Raw genomic sequence first — 26,715 nt, 5'->3', positions numbered from 1 at the left:
ACAACATAATGTACGACTTACTTCTTAAAAACGCTTGGGTAGTCGATCCTCTCAACTCCGTCAATGGTGTTGCGGACGTTGCAATTCAGGAAGGGAAAATCGCTAAGGTACAAAGAGATATTCAGGAAGAAGCCAAAGAAGTTATTGACTTTACCGGTAAAACTCTTCAGCCAGGCATCATCGACAGTCACGTTCACCTCGGAACGATGTGGGGCTCCCCATTCGGTCCGAGAATGCTTGCAATGAACGGCGTTACTACCTGCTTGGATATGGCAGGTCCGCTCGACGACATCTTAGATAATGTTCCGGAATACGGCGTTGGCATCAACATGGCAATCCTTCAGTTTGCCTCCCCTCCGTTCACTTTCAAAAACTCCACTCCGAGTCAGCAAGAGATGATTGACCTTATCGACAAATCTCTCGCTGACGGTGCTTTAGGCGTCAAGCTCCTTGGCGGACATTATCCTTTGGATCCTGAAGTTTCCGCTCTTCTCATCAGAACGGCTCTTGAAAGGCGCGCTTATGTTGCTTGGCATGCCGGCACAACTAAGAACGGCTCCAACATTAACGGCATGATTGAAGCCGTCAAGATGGCCGACGGATATCCGATGCATCTGGCTCACATTAATGCGTACTGCCGCGGTGCTATCCATGAAGCAATGGAAGAAACAAAAATTGCTATCGATTTACTCAAAGCTAATCCGAACATTTTCTGCGAAAGCTATGTTTCTCCAAAGAACGGCACACGTTTGACTTGCAATCCGGACGGCACCATCCAATCTAAGGTTACAGGCAACTGCTTAAGAGCCTTTGGATTTACAGAAGATGCCGACGGCGTCAGAAAAGCTCTTCTTGCCCGTAAAGCTTTTGCTGTCTATGATGCCGGCGGGTACTCTGATCTAATGACCGGAGAAGAAGCCCTTAAATTATGGGAAGCAGCTAAGACTAACGTTGGCGGCAGCTTCAATATCAATCCTCCGCTCCCACGCATTGCCTTAGCTCAGGCTAAGCGTGATGACGGCGCCTTTGTTGTTGACGCCATTTCTACTGACGGCGGATGCATTCCACGCAACGTCATTCTTTCTCAAGGCTTGTCCTTAGTTAAGCTCGATATCCTGTCTCTCAGCGAATTTGCTCAGAAGACTTCTTTGAACCCAGCTCGCATGCTTCGTTTAGAAAACAAAGGACACTTGTCCGTCGGAGCCGATGCCGATATCACTGTTTACGATTTAGCAACTCAAACTCCGGTTGCTTCTTTCGTCGACGGCAAGAAGATTCTCTTCAATGGTGAATTGGTTTCTAAAGGCGCAACCGTTATTTGTACTGAACACGGTAAAGACGCTATTGAAGCCCGCGGCATGAAAGCTATCGTTGTTGACCCAGGTAAGCAAATTGAGAGAATCACTGCTCTCTAGTCTTTAATCGGTAACCGGGTTCGAATGCGGAAAGATCTTTGGTCTTTCCGCTTTTTCATTCTGTTTTATTATTTTTCACCAAATCAATAATGCAAACAATAAATTCCAGCATCCCCAAATAGTCTTTTATCTGCCCTTTAAGGACTATAAAAAATCACTTGTATTTCAACAAGTTAGACTTCGTAGCAAGCCTCAGACCTAAAAACAACGTGTTATCCGCCGTTTCAGCAATCCATTACTTTCCGAGTTTAAGGAGTTGGTACTAAAGCTGGGTTCTGGCAAATCCTTGGCCTAAACAAAAATCTTTAGAGTCCCAAACAGGCGGAGAAATTTTGTGAGATGAGACCACCTCCAAGGATACTCAGAGGTGGTGAAATTATGATTTCAATACTAAGAAAACACTAAACGCTGTTGCTAGAGTGCGTATGTCGAAATCTTTCCTTCGCACGGGCGTCCGTCTGTAATCCATAGACGGCGAGCGGTTAGGTCCATAACAATGCCGTAAATTGTGCAGAACCTCTTGTACTTAGAGTCGATTGGATCCTCGTGTGAACAAACCGAGTCCAGGAAGTTTTGATGGGAAGATAAAACTCCAAAAATCGTTTTCTCATCAACCGGGAATTCAAGCTCTTTCGCCTTACGACGCAGAGTGTTGAGGCGCATAAATGTTTCCGGCAAGCCACGCTCAAATGTAATGAGCGGCTGTTTACTTCATGTCTTCAACCAGACTTTAACGTATAAGTTGGGACCATTAAGGCCTTCAAAAAATAACCGACCTCACTGACGGAAGCCAGCCGAACTAAAGTTCAAGGAGAAAAGTACCAATCAATCAAGAAAATAGAATTAAGGGACTTTATATTCAAAGTTATGACACTGCCCGCAGAAGTTTTCCGAAGGCTCATGGCCTACATGGCAATTGTTGCACTCTAATTTATTTTGATAATGAGGGGATGTATGCGGGTTTTGCGGCTTAACCGAGGCGGTCTTTGCAGTTAAAGCCTCAAGTTCATGACATTTGACACAGTTGTCGATAGTCGGCATCTGCGGCTTTTCTTTGGAAACATGACAGGCTTCGCAAGGAACGCCTTTTGATGTATGTGCATCCGCAAAACCTGCCGCCTGAGCACACATACATCCTGCACCCAACAAAAAACTTACCAAACAGCTTACGAGTAAAGAATTTCTCATTGTTCCTCTCCTGCTAGGGGCGCCTAAGCACCCCTACTAGCCTTAAATTAGCCTTGAGTTGCAGCGGCTGTACCGGCAGCTCTTCCCATAACTAAGCAGTCAAGAATTGCGTTTGTACCCATGCGAACTGCGCCATGAGTTCCGCCTGTAGCCTCACCTGCAGCGTAAAGTCCGGGGATAGGTTCAAGAGTTGAGACATCCAGTACCTTGCCGTCAATAGTAGTTGCCAAGCCGCCCATGCAGTGGTGAACTTTAGGAGACATTTCCATCGCATACCAAGGACCTTCTTCCATTGGCTTCAGATCCTTAACGATTCTTCCAAATTGAGGATCTTTGCCGTCCTTGAAATACCCGTTCAGCTGAGCAATACTTGCTTTAAGAGTATCGGCCGGCATCTTCCAATCGGCAGCTAACGCATCCAAGGAATCATACTGTTTGATGAGGTTATCCTTAAGGGCCTTATCCATGAATCCCGGACGACGACCTTCAAGAGAAGCCGTCGCTGCTTTATTGGCAACGGCAACTGCCTTGAGGCCTTTGCCTTGTTCAACAAGGATGGCATCGGCACGAACCTTTCGGTTAGCATTTTCGTTAACGAAGCGTTTGCCTTCTGTATTAACCCAAATACCTGCCTCGCCGGCAACGTACTGGCCGAAGTTCCAGGTGTAGCCCATGCCTTTTTCAAGCGGATTATTCCATGGAGTGCATTGAATCCAATCGGACTGGATCATCATTCCTCCGATGCGTGCTGCTTCCTTCCACATTTCCGAAGTGGCGCCCGGCTGATTCGTTGTTTTGAAAATTTCAGTTAATTTCGGATCCAAAAGACTTCTGTACTTTACGTCGGCACCGAAACCGCCATGGGCGAGTAAAACTGCTTTGGTAGCCTGAATGTTTTTAGGTCTGCCGGAACCTTCTTTACCAAAACGATAGCCTTCGCGCACGCACAGACCAACGACTCTACCGTTGTCATCACGATAAATACGTTCAACGTAGTTTCTAGTTCTCGGTTCAATACCTTTTTTCTTTAGGTAGGCAGCAAGCGGCATGATAATGCCTGATCCGGATCCTGCGGTTGTTGTCACAGCGCGGGGGACGCTGTGACCGCCGGTAAATCCAACTACCGGCATGAATTCAACACCGATTTCGTCAACGAGCCATTTGTAGTTGTCATTGGCATGTTCTGCGACAAACTTCACTTTCTTCGGGTCGTTGAGGAAAAGACCGTTTCTGAGCATATCCTGAGCGAGCAGTTCCGGAGAGTCTTTAACGTTTTTTGCAGCCTGCTGAGGAGTTCCTACAGCGCACATGTCACCGGCGTTGATGACAGAGTTTCCGCCGATGGTCGGCATCTTCTCAAGAACGATTACCTTGGCACCTGTGTTGCTGGCGCCGACGGCAGCTGAGAGACCGGCAAAACCGGAACCAACAATAATGATATCTGTGGTTTCATCCCATTGGGACGGGATCTTAGTTGTTTGAGCAATAGCAGCTGCAGCCGGAATAAAACCAGCGGCAGCAAGAGCTGTGGATTTCAAAATATTTCGACGAGAAAGCTGAACAGTCATTTTTTATCTCCTTTGATTTGGGTTGATGCGTTTTCCTGCATCTGGGAGAAATTCTAGAAAGTCAGCTTCATCGGAGAAATAGAAGGTTCTCAATCCTTAATTGACAATTAATCAAAATAAATAAGGGGTTACACTGCTGCCTTTTTTGTTCTTTTTGACTTAAAAAAAGCTTGCTCGGGATGATAGAAATCCTCCTCGTCGGTAAAGACATCTCGAAGGTTTTTATTCATCAAACTCAAGGCCTTTAGCGTTCTTTGGTTTGAAGCTTTACCTTCATAAAGCGTCATCCAGTCAACAAAAGTTTTAATTCTTTCATCTGACTTATATAGCTTCTCGGTCGTCACCACCGAAGCCATAAACGGCGTTCTTCGCCAATTATTAAGAACCGGGACCAGAAGTCCGTTTTCCAACTCATCGATGAAAAAACCTACAGGCAAGTCAAAAACAATGCCAACTCCTTGAACTGCAAGCTTTTTGAGGAGGATCGAATTTTCTGCCTTAATTTCCTTTCCCCAGGAAAGAGCCTTGAAATCCGTCCCATTGGTAACCAAGTCCTTGGAAATCGGGAAATTGTTCCCGGAACGCGTGAGACCCACATGAAGAGCGGAGTCCTGAGGATTTTCCAACATACCGTATTGTTGAATATAGGATGGTGAGGCAAAAGCTAAGCATGGGAGCGTCGCATACGGTTTAATAACAAATCCCTGCCGATTGAAGCGGTGTACGGCAAAAAGAACTTCAATTTTTCCATCCGCCAAATCCTTCAAATTCCTTTCAGTGAGAGTGTCGAAAGTGATATCCGGATAACATTTCATATATTCAAGCAGACGCGGCATCAGCCAACCGTGGCCGTATCCTTGGGCTGCAGAAACAGTGATAACTGCCTGTGTTGCTCGTGTTTTACGACGCGCTGCTTTTCCAATTCGATGAAGCATTTGCTCCTGGAGAGCCAAAAGCTTGCGAGCATCTTCATAAAGATCGTCTCCCTCCGCAGTAGCGATAAAGGGGCGCCGGTTGCGATAAAGCAGCTGTACCCTAAGCGCTGCCTCCAGGCTATCTAAATGTCGGCTTGCGGCTGCCGGATCAATATCCAACATAATGCTAGTCTGTGTAAGGTTACCGGTCTCAAGAGCGTTAACAAACACCCTCCACGCAAGGAGGCTATCTTCTTTTTTCATTTTTGGGCTTCCAGTAAGGTTAGTCCTGATTGCAAAAGGATCGCTTAAAAGAGAGAATTAAAGGAGAAATTTTGGCACTTCAATCCTCCGCTCCCACCTCCTTAAACGCAAATTTATTACTTTGATATTTTATCAATGTAGACCCAAGAATCTGCCGAATGATCCCCTCCATGTCATGCATTATTTAACCTGACCTTCTCTACACTGTTTTTTGGCCTCGTGAGAGTCTGTTTTTGATAGAGAGAACTACAAGAATTGGCCAAGAAATAGAGTGTTTCCGTCTTCCTTAAGTCTTCATAGGAACAGCAATCGTCGATGAGAAGCTATCTCTCAGGTGATTCCTAAGGTTTAAATCTGGTTATTTCTCGCTGTGCCCAAGCAAATTTCCTCAAACGAGAACATTGACAATGATGAACGCTCAAACTCATCCCGTAACAATGCAAACTAACTAATAACTCGGCTAAACTCTTGGATCGATTTTTAGGTTAATTTTTATATGGGTTTCAATAGATTAGTTAGTTGCTTATGCGCCGCGGCGATAGCTTTTACCGCTATCCCTATGACTGCTGACGCAGCAGCTGTGCCTGCTTCTAAGAAGGAGCTGAATCTGGTCTTTGATCCGCCAAAACCTAAAAAATTCTCTCCTGATAGCCTGCCTGAGATTGAACTCACCGGAGGACTTCTTTTCCAACTAATCGCTAGCGAAATTGCTTTGCAGCGTAATGAATTAGGTGCGGCTTACAGCACTTACATGAATGTAGCCGAGGAAACAGGTGACCCAAGACTAGCGGAAAGAGCCGTTCAGATTGCACAAGTTGCCCAAGCTCCTCGTGAAATCATGAGGTCAGTGCTGCTCTGGAATAAACTGGCTCCCGGCAATAGACATGCCCAGGAGATGCTCATTCGCATTGGCCTGCACTACCAGGAATACAACAAGATTTTGTTGACTACACAGTCTTTCTTATCTCAGGTAGAGGATCCGGGCAAAGTCATTCTTGGATTGCAGAGCCAGCTTTTAATCGGAAAAGACAGAAAAAAGGCTCTGACGTTCTTTCGCAAAGCTACTGAGAAATTCAAGAGACTTCCGGAAACGAAACTCGGTTTAGCCCGATTAGAAGGGCTGGCCGGCAACCAAAAAGCAGCGGAAAAGTTTGCTAAAGAGAGCTACAAACAGAAACCTAATCCGGAAAGCGTAATGACACTGGTTTCTGTCTTGTTGCAGAAGAAGTCCAATGCAGGTCAAAAAGAGGCCCGCCAGGTTCTCAGCCAGTATCTAGCAAAGAATCCTAAAGATTTAAGAATCCGAGATTCGTATGCCCATCTTTTGCTGCTCTCTTCCGACTACAACCAGCTAATTGAGTTAGTCAAAAAATATCCGAACGACTACGAATTTGAACTAAGTACTGCAGTTTCTCTGCTTCAAAATAATCATGAAGCAGAAGCAGAGGTCCTGCTTACTAAATTAGCAAAGCTTCCTCAAGACGATGCTGAGAATGGAACTATCCCGCAGAAGGCTCTCTTGCTACTGAGCGAAGTTTCCTTAGAAAACAAAAAATATGAGGAAGCTCTCGCGCTTGCTGATCGCGTTGTCGGCTCGATGAAGCCTGCCGCTCTGATTCAGAAAGCCAATGTTTATTCTCATGAAGATAAACATAAAGAAGCACTTGAAGTTCTCAAACAAGTCGACCCCGGCGACAACAGTGCCGTCGCCGAAGAAGTAGCAGCAGTTGAATCCCGTTTAATTGCTGAACTTAACGGAGATACCGAGGCCCTCAAGACCTTAGAAAAGTATTTACAAAAGTATCCTGAATCTAAGAGTCTCTTCTATGAAGCAGCCATGATCGCTGAGCGCTTGGACCTCATTTCTATGGCTGAGAATTATTTAAAGAGAGCTTTAGAGATAGACCCCAACTTTGCTAATGCTTATAACTCTTTAGGCTATACACTTCTTGAAAGAACTAACCGTCTAAAAGAGGCAGGGGAAAACATTCGCAAAGCGTATCAGCTTGATCCATCTAATCCGTATATTTTAGATTCCATGGGTTGGCTAAGCTTTAAAGAGAAGAAATACACCGAAGCAATCGGATATCTCAACGATGCTTTACAGCTTCTAGAGAGTGAAGACATCATGCTTCACCTTGCAGAAGCCTATTGGGTTTCGGATCAAAAGGACGAAGCTCGCCTGGTTTTAAAGAGAGCCAAAGAACTTTGGCCCGATTCAGAAGACACTGAAGCGTTAATCAAAAGACTCGGAATCAAAGAATGAAGAAATTTGGTTTCTCCGTTTTGACTGCAGCGATGCTGGTTTTAGCAGGCTGTTCTACGCCATCCATTCAAAAGACTGCAGATGTTGAAGAGTGGCACGGACGTTTTTCCATTACTCTTTTGAAAGACGGTAAAGCTGACAGGAATTCCGGAACTTTCCTGCTGACGTCTTCTGCTGAGCAGAAAGAATTAATTCTGAAAGGCCCGTTGGGAGCCAATGCAGCAACACTGACAGAGAACTCAGACGGGGCGGTTCTGGCCATTTCTAATGAAGAACCGATTAAAGCCCGTAGAAGCCGAGAAATTACGGAAAGAGTCATCGGCGCTCCTTTAGACCTCACTGACTTGGTAGATTGGCTCTCTGCCAAGAAAGACGCTCAACAATCAGAAAAAGAATTAGCCGCCTCCGGTTGGGAATTGACGGCTGAAAGAAATAGTGAAAATAAACTCACGAGAATCGTGATGAAAAGACAAGAGTCTTTCCACACGCCTGCCGTAACTCTTATTCTTCTTCCGAGATAACAGATTATTTTCTCGGAAAGATCCTGAAAACGAATACCGTTGTAAGCGTTTCAAAGAAATTTTGAATTCTTCAGCTTCAGCTCCTCCAACAACTATGTGCTCTTTCCATGCTTCTGAGTAAGTATTAAAAAACGAAGATCAAAAACTTAACTCTCTTCAGAGATGGACAGGAAAAAGTGTCGATTATGTCCAAAGAGCAACCTTCAACCTTGGAAAATGAGATGTAGACAATTTCGACTTTTTTCACAAGGTAACTTAACAATAACTTTATGAACTTTAACTTGGAAGATGCTTACTTTCATCCCATGTGGAGACACTAAAGAAAATCGAAACTATGCCGGAAATAATTTCGAAGAGATCTTTTCGAAATATACGAAAATAAACGGAGCCCACCTCTTCATGGAAAGAAACGAACGGTCAACACGTATTTAAGAAACTTCTTGGCAAAGTTGTTGATTGGAGGAAGGTTGATAAGACGTTATGCCTTCAAGCAATGGAGAGAAGATCAATTAATGATCTAGAGTTACGACTCCTTTTGCAACAGGCACCAACGAGAATGTCGATAATCGGAAAATGAACTTTGAGGAATCGAGCAATCTTATTATTACTAAGAGCCTTGAATTAACGTCCGTTTCGAAAACTTGGAAAAAGATAGAATCACCAAAAATACGAGCGGAGATAACATGACTTTCCAAGATCCTTCTAGGAACACTCTGAAATTAAAGAATTACTTCGATTTACCGGCACCGGCAAAGATTAATTTGTTTCTACATATTGTTGGAAGAACAGACAACGGTTACCACCTTCTTCAGTCAGTTTTTCAATTAGTTTCACTTTTTGATTACATCGATCTGGAAGAGTTGTCCGACGGAAAAATCGAAAGAGCCGGCGATATCAACTGGTCTGTCGAAAGCGATCTTTGCTGGAAAGCTGCCAAACTTCTACAAGAAAAATGCCCCGACAAAGGCGTACGAATTACCGTCAGAAAGAATATTCCTGACGGGGCCGGTCTCGGCGGCGGGTCCTCGGACGCAGCGACTGTGCTCATCGGCTTGAACCAAATGTGGGGGCTCGGGTTGACTCGGCAGGAACTCTGCGGACTAGGCGTAAGCCTCGGAGCCGATGTCCCCTTCTTTGTCTTTGGTCAAACAGCATTTGCAGAAGGCATCGGAGAAGTTCTGCAGCCGGTGGAAACTGAAGAGATGCAATTCCAAATAATCTTCCCGGGAGTGCGTGTTTCAACGGCAGAAATCTTTAATCACCCTGATTTGACACGTAATACGAATTTGTGCACAATAGCGAACCTTAAACAGCAACTGCACAATTTTGTTCAGTCACCCTGGGGTCGAAATGACTTGGAAACAGTCGCCCGATCCTTGTATGCTCCGATTGAACAAGCCGTTAAGTTGCTGACTCCTTTCGGAAATCCGAGAATGTCCGGGTCTGGTTCAGCTGTTTATGTGGCTGAAAAAAATCTGGATAAAAAATCGGTTAAAATACCACTTCCTGAGAACTGGAGACAGTGGGCTGTCAAAGGTTTGAAGAAACATCCGTTATGGAGTTGGACTTGTTAAAAGTTCAAAAAATTAGATAGTCGCAGGAGAGTAGCCAAGTTGGTCAAGGCACCGGGTTTTGATCCCGGCATGCGAGGGTTCGAGTCCTTCCTCTCCTGCCATTTATTTTGGGCTTTTACTTTCCGTTCTTACCCTTATTTATTTGAGCATACAAATCATGGTCCAAATGGTCCCAGACAACCTGATGGTTTTTTCAGGTAATGCCAATCCGAAGCTTGCAGAAGCTGTTGGCAATCACTTAAATATTCCCCTTGGTCGCGCCAAAGTTTCCCGTTTCTCTGACGGTGAGGTTCAAGTAGAACTTCTTGAAAATGTTCGTGGTAAGGACGTATTCGTTGTCCAGCCAACCTGCCAACCGACTAATGATAATTTGATGGAATTGATCATTATGGTTGACGCCTTGCGCAGAGCTTCCGCAGCTCGCATCACGGCTGTCATTCCTTACTATGGTTATGCCCGTCAGGACAGACGCCCTCGTTCAACCAGAGTTGCTATCAGTGCAAAAGTCGTAGCAAATATGCTTCAGGCTGCCGGTATCGACCGCGTTTTGACAATGGACCTCCACGCTGACCAAATTCAAGGTTTCTTCGACGTTCCAGTTGACAACATCTACGCCAGCCCGATTCTTCTCGGTGATTTGTGGAAGAAGAATTACTCTGACTTAGTGGTCGTTTCTCCGGACGTCGGCGGTGTTGTCAGAGCCAGAGCCGTTGCTAAGAGAATGGAAACGGATTTGGCCATTATCGATAAGCGCCGTCCCAGAGCAAACGTCTCTGAAGTAATGAATATTATCGGTGAAATCGAAAACAGAACTTGCGTTATTGTTGACGATATCGTCGATACTGCCGGAACATTGTGTCATGCTGCTGATGCACTTAAGGAAAGAGGCGCTAAGAGAGTCTTGGCTTATGCAACTCATCCTGTTTTCTCCGGTGCAGCGGTTGAAAAAATTACAAATTCAGCTCTCGATGAAGTTGTAGTTACTGATACAATTCCGCTTCGCGAAGACGCATTAAATTGTCCGAAAATCAGACAGTTGACATGCGCTTCATTGATTGGTGAAACAATCTCACGCATTGCTTGCGAATCCTCGGTAAGCAGCTTGTTTGCCGAATAAAAAAGCAAAAATTAATTTTTCCCTCTACTGACTGGTCGCGGTCAGTAGATTCGTTTTTGGAGTTTTTAAATGAAATTTACTGCATCTACACGTAAGGCTCAAGGTACGGGTGCGAGCCGCCGCCTTCGCCGCGCTGACAAACTTCCTGGCATTGTTTATGGCGGAAAGGTTCCAGCTACTCCTATCGAGCTCGATCACAATGAAATTTTCCACGCCCTCCGCAAGGAAAAATTCCATGCTTCCATTCTCGATATGGAATTAGACGGTCAGAACGAAAAAGTTCTTCTCCGTGCTTTCCAGATGCATCCGTACAAACCGCAAGTTTTGCACATCGATTTTCAACGTATTGCTGCTGACGAACCAATCCATATGCACGTTCCACTTCACTTCATCGGCGAAGAGAAGTCTCCTGCCGTTATTGTTGAAAAAGCAAACGTTACACACACTCTTACTGAAATCGAAGTCGCCTGCTTGCCAGCCAACCTTCCTGAATTCATCACTGTTGATCTTTCCGGCTTGACCGTTCAGGAACCGATCCACGTTTCTAACTTGGCTCTTCCTGAGGGCGTAACAGCTGTTCTCAAACCAGATGAAGATCCTACAGTTGCTTCTGCCGTTGTTATCTCTGAAGAAGTTGATACACCGGCCGAACCAGCAGTTGCTGCTGACGCTGTTCCTGCAACAGCTGAAAAGTCTGCTGAGCAATAACAACAGGTTACTTACTCAAAATGCCCTGTACCCATTCGGGTGCAGGGCATTTTTATTCATAATGCAGACAATATTAATTGCTGTGCAAGCACAGCACTGGAGAATTTAATGTCTGAAAATCTATTCATGAAACTCGGCCTTGACGAAAAGCTGGCCAGCGCTTTATCAAGGTTGGGTTTTGAAGAACCGACTCCAATCCAAACACATTCTATCCCAGCCCTTCTTGAAGGACGAGACGTCTTAGGTCAAGCAGCCACTGGTACTGGTAAAACAGCCGCGTTCTCTCTGCCGTTGATTCAAAGATACTGTTTGAACAGTGAGTCAAAGAATCCGAAAGTATTGATTTTGACCCCGACACGTGAATTGTGTATTCAAGTCTCTGAAGCTATTCTCAGTTACAGCAGAGACTCCGGTGTTTATGTAACACCGATTTACGGCGGTCAGGATTACAGTCGTCAGATCAAAGCCCTTAACAGAGGCGTTCACATTGTTGTTGCAACACCGGGCAGAGCCTTAGATCACATTCGCAGAGGTACCCTCCGTCTTCAAGACATTCAAGCCGTTGTTCTCGACGAAGCTGACGAAATGCTTGACATGGGATTTGCAGAAGATCTGGATGCAATTCTCAGTACACTTCCTGAAGAAAGACAAACAGCTTTATTCTCAGCTACATTGCCTGCCAGAATTACAAAGATGGCTGAAAATCAGCTGAACAATCCGTACCGCATTCTTATCCCGAAGGAAAAGGTTCCCGAAGGAGAACAACCTAAAGTCAGACAGTCTGCCTATATCGTCGGCAGAAACCACAGAGTTGCTGCTTTAGGCAGAATCTTAGATATTGAAAGCCCTAGGCTGGCTATCGTCTTTGCCCGTACAAGAAACGAAGTTGATGAACTGGCCGAAAGCCTGAGAGGTAGAGGCTACAGCGTAGAACCATTGCACGGCGGCTTGGATCAGGCCCAAAGAGACCGTGTCATGAAGAGAGCCAGAGCAGAACAAGTCGACGTTATTGTTGCAACTGACGTTGCTGCCCGCGGTATCGATATCGAACACTTAACTCACGTTATCAACTACGGTATTCCGGCCACAACTGAAACCTACGTTCATCGTATCGGCCGCACAGGCCGTGCCGGACGTGAAGGTACAGCCATCACAATTCTGGAACCGAGAGAAAGCAGATTGCTTAAGAACATTGAGCGCATGACAAAACAGAAGATCCAAATTCTTTCTGTTCCGACAGCAACTGATGTTCACGCTAAACGCCTGGATCTCACAAGAGCCTCCGTTCATGAAATTTTGGTCGGCGAAAACGATTTGGGACGCTATCGTTCTATTGTTGAAACTCTCAGCAATGACTTCGACGTCTTGGATGTTGCAGCCGCTGCCGTCAAACTGGCCAACGAAAACAACTGGAAGGATTCCTACGACGTTGAAATCCCGAGCCAGATTGGCGTTAAGGAAGAAGGCCGTAAGCCAAGAAAACCGTCTAAGTCTCCGCGCCGTACATCTGAAGGAATGGTTCGTCTGTTCATCGGTACCGGCAGAGATTCCGGCATCAGACCGCAGGATTTGGTCGGCGCCATTGCTAACGAAGCTGGTGTTTCTTCCAAGCTGATTGGTTCTATTGATATTGCTGACCGCTACTCACTTGTAGAAGTTGACGAAGAAATCGCTCAGAACGTTATTTTTGCATTACGCAGTGCTTACATCAAAGGAAAACAATGTGTAGTGCGGTATGATCGTCCGCCTGAAGAAAGAGGTTTCTTAGACGCAGAAGAACCTGTTGTTCGTAAAAGAGCAAAGAGAACTGCCGATAAGGACAAGAAAAAAGGAAAGAGCAAGTAAATGAGCGGTGTGAAGATGCCTCCGATTAAATTAATAGTCGGGCTGGGAAATATTGGTAAACCTTACGTTGGAACCAGACACAATGTCGGATTTCAGTTTACTGATGAAGTTCTGGCAAAATTTGGAGGCTTCTTTGAACCGAACAAACGCTTTTTCGGAGAAACGGCTACTACCCATATCTCGGGGGACGCAATTCTCGTATTGCAGCCCTCGACCTTAATGAATTTATCGGGCAGAGCTGTTTCTGCTGTCATTTCTTTTTATAAGTACAAGCCGGAAGAGATCCTCGTCGTTCATGATGAACTTGACCTTCCTCCCGGCTCAATTAAATACAAAATCGGCGGAGGATGCGCCGGCCATAATGGCTTAAAGAGCATTTCTTCTCTGATTGGATCTCAAAATTTTCAGCGTCTGCGTATCGGCATCGGCCATCCCAGGGACAAGCAGCTTCAAACACCTGTTGCCGACTATGTCTTAAGTCGTCCGAGCCCCGATGATCGAATCCTGATTTCTCAGGCCGTCGCAAAAGGCATTGAGTTTCTTCCTCTGATTGCAGAGGGAAAAACTGAAGACGCCTTGCAAAAAATCAATTCATGACCGTCTCCAAAATTTTAGTAAGCGCCTGCTTACTGGGAGACAAAGTCCGCTATGACGGTGCAGGAAAACCGTGCCTTGAGTTGCTGAGTTTTCTCAAAAATAAAGACATCGAAGTCCACAAACTTTGTCCGGAAATGCTTGGGGGCCTTCCTGTTCCGCGAATCCCGGCGGAAATAGATGAGCATACTGACAAAGTATTAAACAAAAGCGGAACGGATGTTAGTAAACAGTTTTTATTAGGGGCTGAGAGCACCTTAAAATACTGCCAAAATAACGAGATAAAAATAGCAGTTTTAAAGTCTAAAAGTCCTTCTTGCGGAAAAGACCGAATCTATGACGGTACTTTTTCGGGCCGGCTGCGCGACGGTGCAGGTTGTACTGCTCGGCTTCTTATGCAGAACGGCATAGATGTCTTTGACGAAACTGAATTGGAAAAGTTAGAAATTAAGCTTAAAGAATAGGAAATCTAAAAATGGGTTTGAAATGTGGAATCGTAGGACTGCCTAACGTCGGCAAATCTACTCTTTTTAATGCATTGACAAAGGCAGGGATTGCCGCAGAAAACTATCCGTTCTGCACGATCGAACCAAACGTCGGTATCGTCGAAGTTCCTGATCCGAGACTTGCCAAGCTCGCTGAAATTGTTAATCCGCAGAAAATCATTCCGGCAACGGTTGAATTTGTTGACATTGCCGGCTTGGTAGCCGGTGCAAGCCAAGGTGAAGGCTTAGGAAACAAATTCTTGGCCAACATTCGTGAATGCGACGCTATTGCGCACATCGTCAGATGCTTTGAAGATGAAAACATCACTCACGTTGCCAACCACGTCAACCCGCTTGAAGATATCGAAGTCATCAATACAGAATTGGCTCTTGCTGATTTGGCCACCGTTGAAAAGCAGTTAGCTAAATACTCCAAGCAGGCTCGTTCAGGCGGCGATAAAGAAGCTTTGAAGCTCGTTAAGGTCTTAGAAAAACTTCAGCCGGCTCTCAATGAAAACCAGCCTGCAAGAAGCGTAGAGCTGACTCCGGAAGAAAAAGAAGTCATTAAGCCTCTCTTCCTTCTGACAATGAAACCGACTATGTACGTTGCCAACGTTGAAGAAGGCGGTTTTGAAAACAATCCGCTTCTTGACCAGGTCCAAGAACATGCCGCCAAAGAAAACTCCATCGTCGTTGCTGTTTGCGCCAAGATTGAAGCGGAAATTTCCGACCTTCTGGAAGAAGACAAACTGGTCTTCTTGGAAGACCTCGGCATGCATGAGCCGGGCTTAGACCGAGTCATTAGAGCTGCTTATCAACTGCTAGGCTTGCAAACTTATTTCACCGCCGGTGAAAAAGAAGTCAGAGCTTGGACAATTCATAAAGGCGACCTCGCTCCTCAGGCGGCCGGTGTTATTCACACTGACTTCGAAAGAGGGTTTATCCGTGCTCAAACCATCAGTTATAACGATTACATCAACTTCAAAGGCGAAAATGGAGCCAAAGAAGCTGGTAAATTAAGAGTTGAAGGTAAAGACTACGTTGTTCAGGACGGCGACGTCATGAACTTCTTATTTAACGTTTAAGAGACTCTTATGGCGCTGACCAGCACCAAGCAGAAAAAAGAAATCGGAGACCGGCTGCGTTTCGAGAGAGAAAGACTTGGCTACACAGAATTGCAGATTGCCCAGCTTCTCGGTATTCCTCTCGAAACCTACCAACGTTTTGAGGCCGGTGAAACTGATCCCGGCATCTTCAGAATGCCGCGGCTTTTTGCCATCGGCTTCGACATCCTTTTTATCATTGCTGATGAGCGCCACATTCCCGGCGTGGAAGAAGACGTTCTGCTTAAAAAGTTCCGGACACTTTCTCTCAAAGGCAGAGCAACCGTATTCAACACTATTGATGCGTTAGAAAGACTCGGCCCGAACATTAAACGCAAAATTAGAAACGCCACCAGAAGCGATCATTCTAAAGACTGAGATGCGCGCTCATTCTTTCCTTGGTTTTATACCCAAGACCTACGTCCGGCTTCTGTGTCTCCCAACTATGAGGTCATAACCAAATGGCTAAATCGGCTCCCGGCATTTCTCGGATGAATTTAGAGCATCTAAAAACATTCCATGTTGTCGCTAGTTTGGGAAGTTTTACCGAAGCCGCCAAAGTTTTATTCCTGAGCCAACCTGCGGTATCTCAACAAATACAAGGCCTCGAACACGCTTTGAAGAATCCTCTTTTTGACAGAGGCAAGCGCCAAATCCGCCTTACTGCCAGAGGAAAAATTCTCTTTAACCACACCCAACGGCTATTCGGTATATTTAAAGAAATTGAAAGTGTTTTCAACGATCTCAATCAACTGCAGACCGGAGAGCTGACGATCGCAGCAAGTGCGGTCATGGGCAACTATTTTTTGCCTGACATCATCGCTGAGTTTTCCAAAACGTATCCTCTCATCAATATTCGGTTAGAAATGGGAGACTCGGCCTATGTCACGGAATTGGTGGAGAAAGGTGCGGCTGATTTGGCTTTATCACGGCATGTGGAAGGCCTCAAAAACTGCCATCAGGAACTTTTGTCCAAAGAGCCATACGTTTGCGTGTGCTCACCTACTTTTCCTCTTGCAGCTCTTAAAAAAGCCATTACTCCGGAAGAGTTCGGCAAGAACTATTTGGTTATGCGTCAAAGAGGTAGCAGAATGCGTTCCAAGATTGAAGAATGGTTCGGATCAGTGGGCGCTTCTGAATTCTTGTCAGCACCATTAATTGAAGTCAATAGTCTTGAGAGTTCAAAACATTTAATCCAAAGCGGAATCGGCATGGCGGCCTTTCCGCTGGTCGCTGTTAAAGAAGAAATCAAGCAAGAGAAATTGTTAGAAGTTCATGTAAAGAACTTTTCCGTCACAGCCGACTATTTTCTGGGCATTAATCCAAACCAAGACTTATCTCCGGCAGCTTTTCAGTTTATTTCATTGTTAAAAAACAAAACTTCTAGAACTGATTAGCTATCATTTCATAAGATTAGCTTATAGGTCTTATATGAATTAATAATTTTCCTTTTTGCTACTGAGGATCCACAATGTTCCTATCCAAACTTAGTAACTCACCGACACTCGAAGGAGACAAAAGTGGCAAAAGAGATTGAAAGAAAATTTTTAGTTATCGGCGATGAATGGAAGAAAGGTGCTGTCGGAACTCTTTACCGTCAAGGTTATCTCAACAGCGCAAAAGAAAGAACCGTCCGAATCCGCACAATTGATGACAAAGCTTTTCTCACTATCAAGGGTTTGACCGTCAGCTGCACTCGTCTTGAATTCGAATATCCCATTCCTCATGCCGATTGCGTAAAAATGCTCGATGATTTAGCCGAAAAGCCCATCATTGAAAAAACTCGATACAAGATCCCTGCAGGAAATGGCTTGACCTGGGAAATCGACGAATTCCATGGCGTCAACGAAGGTTTAGTTGTGGCTGAGATTGAACTGCCTTCCGAAGAAACACCGTTTGAAAAACCGGCTTGGCTTGGCGAAGAAGTCTCTTCCGATCCCCGCTATTTCAACTCAAACTTAGTTGCACATCCTTTCACAACTTGGGACAAGTAGGAGAACGTCATGGTCAATCCTTATGAAAAGAATCAAGCAATTAGTGCAGAAGAGGCTTCAAAGATCGTTCCTAGAGCCGAGTTCCGCGTTTTTGGCAAAGACATCATCAAAGGCGTGCAAGAGCATATGTGGCAGTGCAAAGCTACGCTTTACGCCGCCCGCGTTATGCCGGCTGAGACCTATTTCTTGTCAAGAAATACCAATGATGCCAATGTGAAAGTCCGTGACGGTTTGCTCGATATCAAGACCAAGGTCGGCGAAACTCCGGAAGGTTATGAAATCTTCCAACCTCGCGGCAAGTTCCGCTTCCCTGTCAAAAAGGAAGAACTCGAAGTTATCCTTTCTCATCTGAAGGTTGAAATTCCTCTTACTCAAGAAACATACACGCTTGAAGAATTCGTAGACATCGCCCGCAAGAACAGCGAATTGGCTGTAGTTGTGGTCGAAAAGAAACGCTTTGGTTTTTCCGTTAACGGCGTTATCTGCGAATACGCCAAGGTATGGTTCAACGGCGCAATGGTTGAAACCGCCTGCTGCGAAAGCGAGAACTACGAAAGCATGAAGACAGCTTCGGAAGCTTTAGGAATCTCTGAACTTCCGAATACAAACTATCTTAAGGCCGCTAAACAAGTACTTGGAATGGTCTGAACCTTCCGTGTTTAGGGTGGACTGAAAAGGGAGGCGGTGAAATACCGCCTTAAAGAATATGACTACAAATACCAGCCAGCAAAACTTTGATCCTCTGGATTTGAATGCTTATTCTTTGAATAAGCTTCCGAAGAAACAATTAACAAAAGTCGGTGAATTCTTTAAGAGTTGGGGGCTGCCTATTGCGGTGGCCATATATGTGCTTTTGGCTTACTTCATTCCGATTCCAATCCTTAATGACAAACAACAGATTATGTTCGCCCTCTTTGCGACATCGCTGTTTCTCTGGATTAGCGAAACGGTTCCTAACTATGTCACCTCCATGATCTTGATTTGTGGACTGGTTCTAACCGGAATACTTAAAGCGAAGCCGGCAATGGCAACCTTGGGCGATCCGGTTATTTGGTTGAACGTTGCGGCATTTATTTTAGCCAGTGCTTTAGTAAAAACTCAGCTCGTCAAGCGAGTCGCTTTGTGGTTGATTCTCCGATTTGGAAAAAATGCTTCTGCAATATTCCTGACATTTCTAGGAATCAATGTGATCTTGGCAGCTTTCATTAATGCGACCGCGGCTAAAGCCGCTTTGATGATGCCGCTCTTCATGGTGATTTCTGCCGTTTACGGAGCTCCAGGCACCGATAAAACCAATAATTTCTCCAGAAACTTAGTGCTGTACAACCTGGTTATGATTAATGCCAGCTGCAATGCATTTATGACAGGCTCAGGCGCTAACCTGCTTGCAATTGCACTCTTAGCTGGTGCCGGCTGCACAATTTATTATTTTGATTGGTTGATGGCTGGCCTTCCTTTGGTCATCGGTTTTGGCATTATCGGCTACGCTCTCGGCATGAGATTCATTTTTCCAGTCTCGAAAGAGGATACTCTTCCGAAACTTGAAGGAGGTATGGAGTCTCTTAAGAAGGCCTACGAGGATCTGGGTCCGGTTAAACTCAATGAGCTCAAAGCCATCATTGTTTTCGGATTAGTGCTTTTAGTGTGGGCCACCGATAAAATTCACGGGCTTAATGCCACTGTCGTTGCCATGGCCGGCGCAGTCATCATGCTCACTCCTCAATTCAAACTCTTAAATTGGAATGACGTTGATGTTCCTTGGCATCTGATGATTTTCTCGGCAGGTGCTTACGCTCTCGGTGCAGGCTTAACTACAACGAAGTTAATGGACACGCTGACTAAGGCCATGATGGACACGCTTGGTCTTGCTTCCATGAGCTATTTCTCGCTTTATGCTCTTCTGACCGGCATATTTATTGCCAGTCACTTTATTTTCCAAAGCAAGAATATGCGCACCATCATCTTCATGCCTATCGTGATTGGCATCGCACAGGAGCTGAAGATTGACATCTTATCCTTGGCAATTCCTGTTGCTCTTTGCATCAACGTATGCTGGAGCCTGCCGTTTAATGCAAAACCAAATGCCATGCTGTACGGCACTAACAAATACACCATGGGGGAATCGTTCTACTACGGTTTTGTAATGTCTCTGCTGTACTGGGCTGGGCTTTTGTTGGCCGGCGCTACTTACTTCAAGTGGCTTGGCATTACACCAGGATTCTTCTAAATTATTTATTAAGAGAGGCCGCTTCCTCAAAGCGACCTCTCTTAATCTATTCATCTGGTTATAAAACGCATCAAGTATCGAGGAAAGATTTGGCTCTGCAGCGTTCTCTTCCATTAAAAACCGGTTATCCGAGTTCTTATCAATTGCTCATTTTGCCAGTCAATTTATGCAGGTCGCTATTCAATGTATATACATACGGGTAAAATACGCATCGGGAAATAAAACCATTTATGAAGGAACTGTCTGATGGCTAAAACAGCAACTCTCTTTACTCGCATTGAACCTGATACCAAAGAGCATGCCGAAGCAATTCTTTCGGCCTTAGGTATATCTGCCTCTAGTGCTATTACCATGTTCTACAAACAGATTATTCTGCACAATGGCCTTCCATTTGAGTTAAAGCTAGCAAAACGGCCTTTAGATATGGGAGAACTTTCTGCAGACCAACTTAATGCTGAATTAGAAAAAGGTTATAGACAAATTCAGGAAGGTAAAGGAATTCCTGCAAGTATTGCTTTTGAAAACCTCAGGAAAAAATATGATTTTTGATATTGAGATTTCTCCTGAGGCCCAAAAAGACTTGTCTGATATATACGAATATATTTCTTGTGGACTGTTGGCTCCTCAAGCAGCTGCTGGCCAATTACAGCATCTGGTGCAAAAAATTTCATCTCTTAATACTAACCCAGAGCGCTACAGGGCATTTGATGACGAATCATGGAAAAAACTCAATCTCAGAATTATGCCAGTAGACAAATACGTAGTTCTATACACTGTAGACCTTAGAGCTAAACAAGTCTCTGTAATCAGGGTAATGTTCTGTGCAAGAGACCTACATAAGCATCTGCCTTCTGATTAGGCCTCCTTTGTGAAGATAACTTCCTTTTGAGAAGGTTGCCAACCGACCCAAGACTAGTCTATGAGGAATACAAAGTTGACGAAGCAATGGTTCTTTCCGTGTCCTTCAAGGACACGCCTCTGAAACACGGAGGGATTCGAATGTCTTCGACCTATAAACTTAGCTCTCTTGCCGTTCAACAAATTCTCGCTTTCCTATACTGAAACAAAAGAGCAACTCGTCTGACGTGACTATAGATGTTATCCGAATCGTAGTTTCTCGACTTAATTTCTTCTAGAGCTTCCGCTAATTTAATTTTTGCCCTTTCATCAGGACGTACGACTTTGAATTCAAAAATCCAATGTCTCGCACCGGTTTCTTACCGGAAGGGTGATGGGCCGTGGAGTGGAGTGCTTCTACTATTGTCTGGGCAAGGGTCGCTCACGTAGTGTGTTTTATTCTCATTGCTGTTTTCGGTATGGCTCATGCTTACCTCGGCCTCGGTATTTTCACGCCGTATCGCGGTACTGTCCGTTTAATGTTCGGTGACGGTAAAGTAAGCGAAACAGATGCCGTCTACCACTGGGGCTACTAAGCGGATGTCGAAATTACGAACGGTAAGAATGTGGTCGAAGTAGAAGACGGCAGAAAGACGCCTAATCAATAACCTTTGTAGTGTCTCTCTTCGGCTCCTGATTGAAATCCAATCTCCACACCTTCTTGAAAGGTTGGTACAGCTGGTATGCTGTTACGTCACTTCAAGCAAACTCAAGGTCACCTCACACGCCTGATTAACAAGGTCCGCACTTTTTGCGGACTTTATCATGCCCGGATACGTAGAATTTGAACGATTGGTGCAGATTCAAAAGAAAAAACGAGAAGCATTTTCCTGACTCCGAGCAGAAGTATGCTTCCCGATAATGGTTTCTCTCTACTTTCAGTTTTGAAGTTGTTTACGACTCTTGCCTTGGATATGCTCCTTCCATGATTCTTTGATAATTAGCCTTATCGGTGTCGCCTTCAGTCGAAATGCACAGCACCTTTGCATTCTTATCAAGCCCCATCGCTTGACACTGCTTCTCAAAACGAGGATCCGTCATTATTTCAATGAGAGCCGCAACTCCTGCCACAGCGCTTTCTCCGGCAACGATAGGCTGGTCTCCGTCAATTGCGCATAGCTTCTGCTGCTAAATAATCCGGAAGCGCAGAAGAGTTTTTAATGGAGGATGCCCCTAGCCGCATCGGCTGCATTGTACTAGACGTAAAGACGCCGAAGATGTCAGACCTTCAACTTCAAGAAAGGTTAAATGAGCTGGGTATGCCTTGTCTTTTCTTACTGGACATGGAGATATTGACATGGCGGTGCAAACAATGAGAGAAGGGGCCTGTGACTTTCTTCAAAAACCAATAAAACAAGAAACTTTTCTTCCAGCTATAGAACGGGCAATAAAGAAAGATAGACAAGCCAGGGCTGGGGCGACGGACATGATTCATGAACGGCACATCCTAGCCTCTCTAACACCTCGGGAGGAAGATGTGTGCAGACTCGTAGCAGAAGGACTTACATCTGTTTTAATTGCCTCTAGGCTTAATATTTCTAAAAGAACAGTCGATGTTATTCGCACTGCAGCCCTAAAAAAATTGGCCCTAGAGAACCTCATGAACTAGCAGACTTTTTTAAAAGAGTATCAGAAAAAGGACGTCCGAAGTATTAACTATATTTTTCCTAACGAATTGGTGCGCCAAAAAATGGCGTTAGAGATGAAAAAATCATCTCATCTTCAAGAAATATAAGGACCTCAGATGAAACAATCTCTCTTTTCTCAATACAAAGAAGCAATCGCAAACTTTACCGATGTTAAAGATAGAGACAATCTTCTCGTTAAAGATTGTAGTGGACAGAGAATCTACTATGCACCATTTGACTACGTAAATCCGAAAGCGAAATTATTCGTCATCGGCATTACGCCAGGCGAACAACAAATGGAAAATATGCTTATTGAAGCAAAACGCCTTATCCGATTAGGTTTATCCGATGAAGAAATTCAGAAGAAATGCAAGCCAATTGGAAGTTTTAGTGGCGGAATGCGTAAAAACTTGGTGACCATGATGGACCATATAGGTTTGGCCGATTATCTTGGAATTGAATCAACTGCAGGTTTATTTGACAAACATGTAGATCTCGGAAACCTGACCTCCGCCATACGATATCCAACCTTCCTCATCCAAGACGGAAAAGAAACGAATTTTGGCAACGATATAAAGCCGAAATCCTCACTTTTCAGCTTTGCTGCACCATTAACCATTGAAGAAATAGAAAAGGCTCCAGAAGCTCTCCTTTTGCCTCTTGGTCCAAAGGTAAGCAACTATCTTCAGAAAGTCTTAAAAGGAACCGAATACGAAAAAAATTTGCTGCCTCAGATTCCACATCCGTCCGGCGCAAATGCTGAAAGAATCGCTTATTTCTTGGGCAAAAAGAAAAAAGAGGATTTAAGTGCAAAAACCAATCCGGACAAGATTGACACAGAAAAGCATGAAATCCAAAAAATCCTGAGAAAACGCAAAATATAATTGTTCTTCAAGAAGGACAAAACCCTCGGAGCCGTAATGACTTCGAGGGTCTGTTTTAAATAATTGAGCCCGGAGGCTACCTACTTTCGCAAGAAATACAACTCACTATCATCGGCGTGGAGGCGTTTCACTGTCCTGTTCGGGATGGGAAGGAGTGGTTCCACCCTGCTATGGCCTCCGGGCTTTAACTTGTTCTGCATCTTTCGATGCTCGGAAATTCTTATCAATCTTGACGAGCTCTTAAGCTCTGCTTTGTTTAACTTTACTTACTACAACCAACGCGGGCTTTAAGCTTCACGGTTATAGGATCAAGCCTCACGAGCAATTAGTATCAGTTAGCTCAATGCCTTACAGCACTTACACACCTGACCTATCGACGTCCTGGTCTCGAACGACTCTTTTGGGAGGTTTTACCTCCGGGAAGACTCATCTTCAGGCAAGTTTCCCGCTTAGATGCTTTCAGCGGTTATCTCTTCCGCACTTAGCTACCCGGCTATGCCACTGGCGTGACAACCGGTACACCAGAGGTGCGTCCACTCCGGTCCTCTCGTACTAGGAGCAGCCCCCGTCAATCTTCCAACGCCCACGGCAGATAGGGACCAAACTGTCTCACGACGTTTTAAACCCAGCTCACGTACCTCTTTAAATGGCGAACAGCCATACCCTTGGGACCGACTTCAGCCCCAGGATGAGATGAGCCGACATCGAGGTGCCAAACACCGCCGTCGATATGAACTCTTGGGCGGTATCAGCCTGTTATCCCCAGAGTACCTTTTATCCGTTGAGCGATGGCCCTTCCATTCAGTGCCACCGGATCACTATGACCTGCTTTCGCATCTGCTCGAGTTGTAGCTCTCGCAGTCAAGCACGCTTTTGCCATTGCACTATCAGCACGATTTCCGACCGTACCTAGCGTACCTTCGTACTCCTCCGTTACCCTTTAGGAGGAGACCGCCCCAGTCAAACTGCCTACCATGCACGGTCCCAAACAGTGTGGTCCTGTCTTGGTTAGAACCGCAAACAAATCAGGGTGGTATTTCAAGGTTGACTCCAGAGGAGCTGGCGCTCCTCTTTCTCTGTCTCCCACCTATCCTACACAAATCGGTTCACAGTTCAATGCAAAGCTGCAGTAAAGGTTCATGGGGTCTTTCCGTCTAGCCGCGGGTAGATTGCATCATCACAAACACTTCAACTTCACTGAGTCTCGGGAGGAGACAGTGTGGCCATCGTTATGCCATTCGTGCAGGTCGGAACTTACCCGACAAGGAATTTCGCTACCTTAGGACCGTTATAGTTACGGCCGCCGTTTACTGGGACTTCGATCAAGGCCTCTCAGCCCATCAATTAATCTTCCAGCACCGGGCAGGCATCACACCCTATACGTCGTCTTTCGACTTTGCAGAGTGCTGTGTTTTTAATAAACAGTCGCAGCCACCTATTCTCTGAGACCGTCTCACGCTCAAGGTGTCTCTCCTCTCACGCTACTGCGGCACACCTTCTTCCGAAGTTACGGTGTCAATTTGCCGAGTTCCTTCTCCCGAGTTCTCTCAAGCGCCTGAGCATATTCAGCTCGCCCACCAGTGTCGGTTTGCGGTACGGTCCTCTCAGACTGTAGCTTAGAGGTTTTTCCTGGAAGAGTTTCCAATCACTTCGCTCCCGTGGGAGCACCACTTCCGATCCGGACGATCCGTTGGCGGATTTGCCTGCCAACCGTCCTCGTCTAAGTACCGAGTAGTCCAACACTCGGATGACCTTAGCCTCTCCGTCACCCCTTCGCATCTGACAGCGGTCCGGGAATATTAACCCGGTTCCCATCGGCTACGCCTTTCGGCCTGACCTTAGGGGCCGACTCACCCTGCTCCGATGAACGTAGAGCAGGAAACCTTGGGCTTGCGGCGAGAGGGCTTTTCACCCTCTTTAACGTTACTCATGTCAGCATTCGCACTTCTGATATCTCCAGCAGACTTCTCAATCCGCCTTCTCAGACTTACAGAACGCTCCCCTACCACGCATGGATTTTTCCATGCATCCGCGGCTTCGGTTAGCAGCTTAGCCCCGTTACATCTTCCGCGCAGAAAGACTCGACCAGTGAGCTATTACGCTTTCTTTGAAGGATGGCTGCTTCTAAGCCAACTTCCTGGTTGTCACGGCCTTTCCACTTCGTTTTCCACTTAGCTGCTATTGGGGACCTTAGCCGGCGGTCTGGGTTGTTTCCCTTTTGAGTCCGGACGTTAGCACCCGGTGCTCTGTCTCCCGTGTATAGCTTCCAGGTATTCGGAGTTTGCCTTGGTTTGGTAAGACTACATGTCCCCCTAGCCAAAACAGTGCTCTACCCCCTGGAGCCTTCACACGAGGCACTACCTCAATAGTTTTCGGGGAGAACCAGCTATCTCCAGATTTGTTTGGCCTTTCACCCCTATCCACAGCTCATCCGCTAATTTTGCAACACTAGTCGGTTCGGTCCTCCAGTGTGTGTTACCACACCTTCAACCTGGCCATGGATAGCTCATCTGGTTTCGGGTCTACACCCTGCGACTTTTCGCTCTATTCGAACTCGCTTTCGCTTCGGCTTCCCTATTCGGTTAACCTCGCCACAGAATGTAAGTCGCTGACCCATTATGCAAAAGGTACGCAGTCACCTCAAAAAAAGGCTCCTACTGTTTGTATGCATGCGGTTTCAGGTTCTATTTCACTCCCCTCCCGGGGTTCTTTTCGCCTTTCCCTCACGGTACTGGTTCACTATCGGTCGATCACTAGTATTTAGCCTTGGAGGATGGTCCCCCCTTCTTCAGACAGGATTCCTCGTGTCCCGCCTTACTTCTCGTTTCCTTAGTACCATTCGGACAATTTTAAATACAGGGCTATCACCTTCTCTGGCTGAGCTTTCCATCTCATTCTTCTATTATCCAAACTATCAAAAACTAGGCTCCTCCGGGTTCGCTCGCCGCTACTGCCGGAATCTCGGTTGATTTCTTTTCCTGAGGATACTTAGATGTTTCAGTTCTCCTCGTTCGCCTCGCATGACTATGGATTCATCATGCGATAACCCTTATCGGGCTGGGTTCCCCCATTCAGATATCTGCGGATCTATGCTCGTTTGCCAGCTCCCCGCAGCTTTTCGCAGGCTGCCACGTCTTTCTTCGCCTGTGATCGCCAAGGCATCCACCACATGCACTTAGTCGCTTGATCCTATAACCCTGCCGCCTATTGCCCGGCAGCGTTACAAGCAACCGCTAAACGCTGTTCCCATTACGCTGTTTATGTCTTCGCTTTCAAGTTTCTCACAAAGTTTTGCTTTGTTAATGACTCGTCAATCTTTACCCGTTTACGTTTCCATAAACGTTTTCAATTGATTCAAATTTCCGATTTTTTAAAGAACAAATTTTCAGGCTCTAAATTGCCTGAAATAAATACTCACTAAGCACTTATTTCAGTAATCTGGTGGAGGTAAACGGGATCGAACCGTTGACCCCCTGCTTGCAAAGCAGGTGCTCTCCCAGCTGAGCTATACCCCCATGAAAGA

General features: G+C 45.5%; 25 protein-coding genes, 2 tRNA genes, 2 rRNA genes and 1 pseudogene. 21 read left to right on the top strand and 9 right to left on the bottom strand.

What is annotated here, in order from left to right:
- Nucleotides 1-8: 8 nt before the first annotated feature.
- Nucleotides 9-1,415, top strand: coding sequence for an amidohydrolase family protein (locus ADH67_RS04320; protein ID WP_066594561.1), 1,407 nt, complete (start codon nt 9-11; stop codon nt 1,413-1,415).
- 414 nt (nt 1,416-1,829) lie between these two features.
- Here ADH67_RS04320 and ADH67_RS04315 read toward each other — a convergent pair whose 3' ends face one another.
- The 4 genes from ADH67_RS04315 to ADH67_RS04300 form a co-directional block, all read right to left on the bottom strand.
- Nucleotides 1,830-2,078, bottom strand: coding sequence for a hypothetical protein (locus tag ADH67_RS04315; RefSeq protein ID WP_066594563.1), 249 nt, complete (start codon nt 2,076-2,078; stop codon nt 1,830-1,832).
- Between the two features lie 180 nt (nt 2,079-2,258).
- Nucleotides 2,259-2,603: a cytochrome c3 family protein gene (locus ADH67_RS04310; RefSeq protein ID WP_066594568.1), complete on the bottom strand. Its 345-nt coding sequence runs from the start codon at nt 2,601-2,603 to the stop codon at nt 2,259-2,261.
- A 47-nt stretch (nt 2,604-2,650) separates the two neighbouring features.
- Nucleotides 2,651-4,171: a flavocytochrome c gene (locus tag ADH67_RS04305; RefSeq protein WP_066594570.1), complete on the bottom strand. Its 1,521-nt coding sequence runs from the start codon at nt 4,169-4,171 to the stop codon at nt 2,651-2,653.
- Between the two features lie 128 nt (nt 4,172-4,299).
- Entirely contained in the window at nt 4,300-5,349 is a 1,050-nt protein-coding gene (locus tag ADH67_RS04300) for a LysR family transcriptional regulator (protein WP_066594571.1), read from the bottom strand.
- A gap of 496 nt (nt 5,350-5,845) precedes the next feature.
- Between ADH67_RS04300 and ADH67_RS04295 the strand changes: the two genes are divergently transcribed.
- From ADH67_RS04295 to ADH67_RS04210, 17 genes are all read left to right on the top strand, one after another.
- Nucleotides 5,846-7,615 (top strand): tetratricopeptide repeat protein, encoded by a 1,770-nt coding sequence (locus tag ADH67_RS04295; RefSeq protein WP_084081548.1) that lies wholly within the window; start codon nt 5,846-5,848, stop codon nt 7,613-7,615.
- Entirely contained in the window at nt 7,612-8,136 is a 525-nt protein-coding gene (locus tag ADH67_RS04290) for a lipoprotein insertase outer membrane protein LolB (protein ID WP_066594576.1), read from the top strand. The genes ADH67_RS04295 and ADH67_RS04290 overlap by 4 nt, the downstream gene beginning before the upstream one ends.
- Before the next feature lie 683 nt (nt 8,137-8,819).
- On the top strand, nt 8,820-9,710 hold the full coding sequence (gene ispE / locus ADH67_RS04280; RefSeq protein WP_066594578.1) for a 4-(cytidine 5'-diphospho)-2-C-methyl-D-erythritol kinase: 891 nt from the start codon (nt 8,820-8,822) through the stop codon (nt 9,708-9,710).
- 24 nt (nt 9,711-9,734) lie between these two features.
- A tRNA-Gln gene (locus ADH67_RS04275) sits at nt 9,735-9,811 on the top strand.
- Nucleotides 9,812-9,876: 65 nt separating this feature from the next.
- A complete protein-coding gene (locus ADH67_RS04270) occupies nt 9,877-10,827 on the top strand; it encodes a ribose-phosphate pyrophosphokinase (RefSeq protein ID WP_066595976.1) in 951 nt (316 codons plus the stop codon).
- Between the two features lie 69 nt (nt 10,828-10,896).
- On the top strand, nt 10,897-11,535 hold the full coding sequence (locus tag ADH67_RS04265) for a 50S ribosomal protein L25/general stress protein Ctc (protein WP_066594581.1): 639 nt from the start codon (nt 10,897-10,899) through the stop codon (nt 11,533-11,535).
- A 108-nt stretch (nt 11,536-11,643) separates the two neighbouring features.
- Nucleotides 11,644-13,380: a DEAD/DEAH box helicase gene (locus ADH67_RS04260; RefSeq protein WP_084081549.1), complete on the top strand. Its 1,737-nt coding sequence runs from the start codon at nt 11,644-11,646 to the stop codon at nt 13,378-13,380.
- A complete protein-coding gene (pth, locus tag ADH67_RS04255; RefSeq protein ID WP_066594583.1) occupies nt 13,381-13,977 on the top strand; it encodes an aminoacyl-tRNA hydrolase in 597 nt (198 codons plus the stop codon).
- A complete protein-coding gene (locus ADH67_RS04250; protein ID WP_066594585.1) occupies nt 13,974-14,438 on the top strand; it encodes a 2-thiouracil desulfurase family protein in 465 nt (154 codons plus the stop codon). The genes pth and ADH67_RS04250 overlap by 4 nt, the downstream gene beginning before the upstream one ends.
- A gap of 11 nt (nt 14,439-14,449) precedes the next feature.
- Nucleotides 14,450-15,544 carry a redox-regulated ATPase YchF gene (gene ychF, locus ADH67_RS04245; protein ID WP_066594587.1) on the top strand — a complete coding sequence of 365 codons (1,095 nt, stop codon included), beginning with the start codon at nt 14,450-14,452 and terminating at the stop codon, nt 15,542-15,544.
- Nucleotides 15,545-15,553: 9 nt separating this feature from the next.
- Nucleotides 15,554-15,940, top strand: a complete 387-nt coding sequence (locus ADH67_RS04240; protein ID WP_066594589.1) for a helix-turn-helix domain-containing protein — start codon at nt 15,554-15,556, stop codon at nt 15,938-15,940.
- 83 nt (nt 15,941-16,023) lie between these two features.
- Nucleotides 16,024-16,959, top strand: coding sequence for a LysR family transcriptional regulator (locus ADH67_RS04235; protein WP_066594590.1), 936 nt, complete (start codon nt 16,024-16,026; stop codon nt 16,957-16,959).
- A gap of 123 nt (nt 16,960-17,082) precedes the next feature.
- The gene (locus tag ADH67_RS04230) at nt 17,083-17,556 is read left to right on the top strand and encodes a CYTH domain-containing protein (RefSeq protein ID WP_066594592.1); all 474 of its coding nucleotides are present in this window, start codon (nt 17,083-17,085) and stop codon (nt 17,554-17,556) included.
- Between the two features lie 9 nt (nt 17,557-17,565).
- A complete protein-coding gene (locus ADH67_RS04225; protein ID WP_066594594.1) occupies nt 17,566-18,204 on the top strand; it encodes a hypothetical protein in 639 nt (212 codons plus the stop codon).
- A 58-nt stretch (nt 18,205-18,262) separates the two neighbouring features.
- Nucleotides 18,263-19,783: an SLC13 family permease gene (locus tag ADH67_RS04220; protein ID WP_066594596.1), complete on the top strand. Its 1,521-nt coding sequence runs from the start codon at nt 18,263-18,265 to the stop codon at nt 19,781-19,783.
- A gap of 246 nt (nt 19,784-20,029) precedes the next feature.
- Nucleotides 20,030-20,332: a type II toxin-antitoxin system RelB/DinJ family antitoxin gene (locus ADH67_RS04215; RefSeq protein WP_066594597.1), complete on the top strand. Its 303-nt coding sequence runs from the start codon at nt 20,030-20,032 to the stop codon at nt 20,330-20,332.
- The gene (locus tag ADH67_RS04210; RefSeq protein WP_066594603.1) at nt 20,322-20,642 is read left to right on the top strand and encodes a type II toxin-antitoxin system RelE/ParE family toxin; all 321 of its coding nucleotides are present in this window, start codon (nt 20,322-20,324) and stop codon (nt 20,640-20,642) included. The genes ADH67_RS04215 and ADH67_RS04210 overlap by 11 nt, the downstream gene beginning before the upstream one ends.
- Before the next feature lie 175 nt (nt 20,643-20,817).
- On the opposite strand, the pseudogene ADH67_RS13765 reads toward ADH67_RS04210, so the two are convergent.
- Nucleotides 20,818-20,982 (bottom strand): annotated as a pseudogene (locus ADH67_RS13765) (hypothetical protein); the annotation flags it as partial.
- Nucleotides 20,983-21,021: 39 nt separating this feature from the next.
- Here ADH67_RS13765 and ADH67_RS04200 point away from each other — a divergent pair.
- Nucleotides 21,022-21,216: a hypothetical protein gene (locus ADH67_RS04200; protein ID WP_066594607.1), complete on the top strand. Its 195-nt coding sequence runs from the start codon at nt 21,022-21,024 to the stop codon at nt 21,214-21,216.
- 358 nt (nt 21,217-21,574) lie between these two features.
- Here the strand turns inward: ADH67_RS04200 and ADH67_RS13245 are convergent, their stop codons facing one another.
- Nucleotides 21,575-21,751, bottom strand: a complete 177-nt coding sequence (locus tag ADH67_RS13245; protein ID WP_157108111.1) for a hypothetical protein — start codon at nt 21,749-21,751, stop codon at nt 21,575-21,577.
- Between the two features lie 226 nt (nt 21,752-21,977).
- On the opposite strand from ADH67_RS13245, the gene ADH67_RS04195 reads away from it, so the two are divergent.
- Complete coding sequence (locus ADH67_RS04195) at nt 21,978-22,289, top strand: response regulator transcription factor (protein WP_066594609.1); 312 nt, start codon at nt 21,978-21,980, stop codon at nt 22,287-22,289.
- A gap of 135 nt (nt 22,290-22,424) precedes the next feature.
- Entirely contained in the window at nt 22,425-23,192 is a 768-nt protein-coding gene (locus tag ADH67_RS04190) for a uracil-DNA glycosylase family protein (RefSeq protein ID WP_066594612.1), read from the top strand.
- Between the two features lie 67 nt (nt 23,193-23,259).
- Here ADH67_RS04190 and rrf read toward each other — a convergent pair.
- The 3 genes from rrf to ADH67_RS04175 form a co-directional block, all read right to left on the bottom strand.
- Nucleotides 23,260-23,374: ribosomal RNA gene (rrf, locus tag ADH67_RS04185) — 5S ribosomal RNA — on the bottom strand.
- Between the two features lie 122 nt (nt 23,375-23,496).
- Nucleotides 23,497-26,381 (bottom strand): 23S ribosomal RNA (locus ADH67_RS04180).
- A 250-nt stretch (nt 26,382-26,631) separates the two neighbouring features.
- Nucleotides 26,632-26,707 (bottom strand) — tRNA-Ala (locus tag ADH67_RS04175).
- Nucleotides 26,708-26,715 lie beyond the last annotated feature (8 nt).

This window comes from Turicimonas muris, assembly GCF_002221595.1.
Lineage (GTDB): Bacteria > Pseudomonadota > Gammaproteobacteria > Burkholderiales > Burkholderiaceae_F > Turicimonas > Turicimonas muris.
The sequence above is the reverse complement of the archived record's forward strand: the minus strand, read 5'-3'. Positions and strand labels throughout refer to the sequence as shown.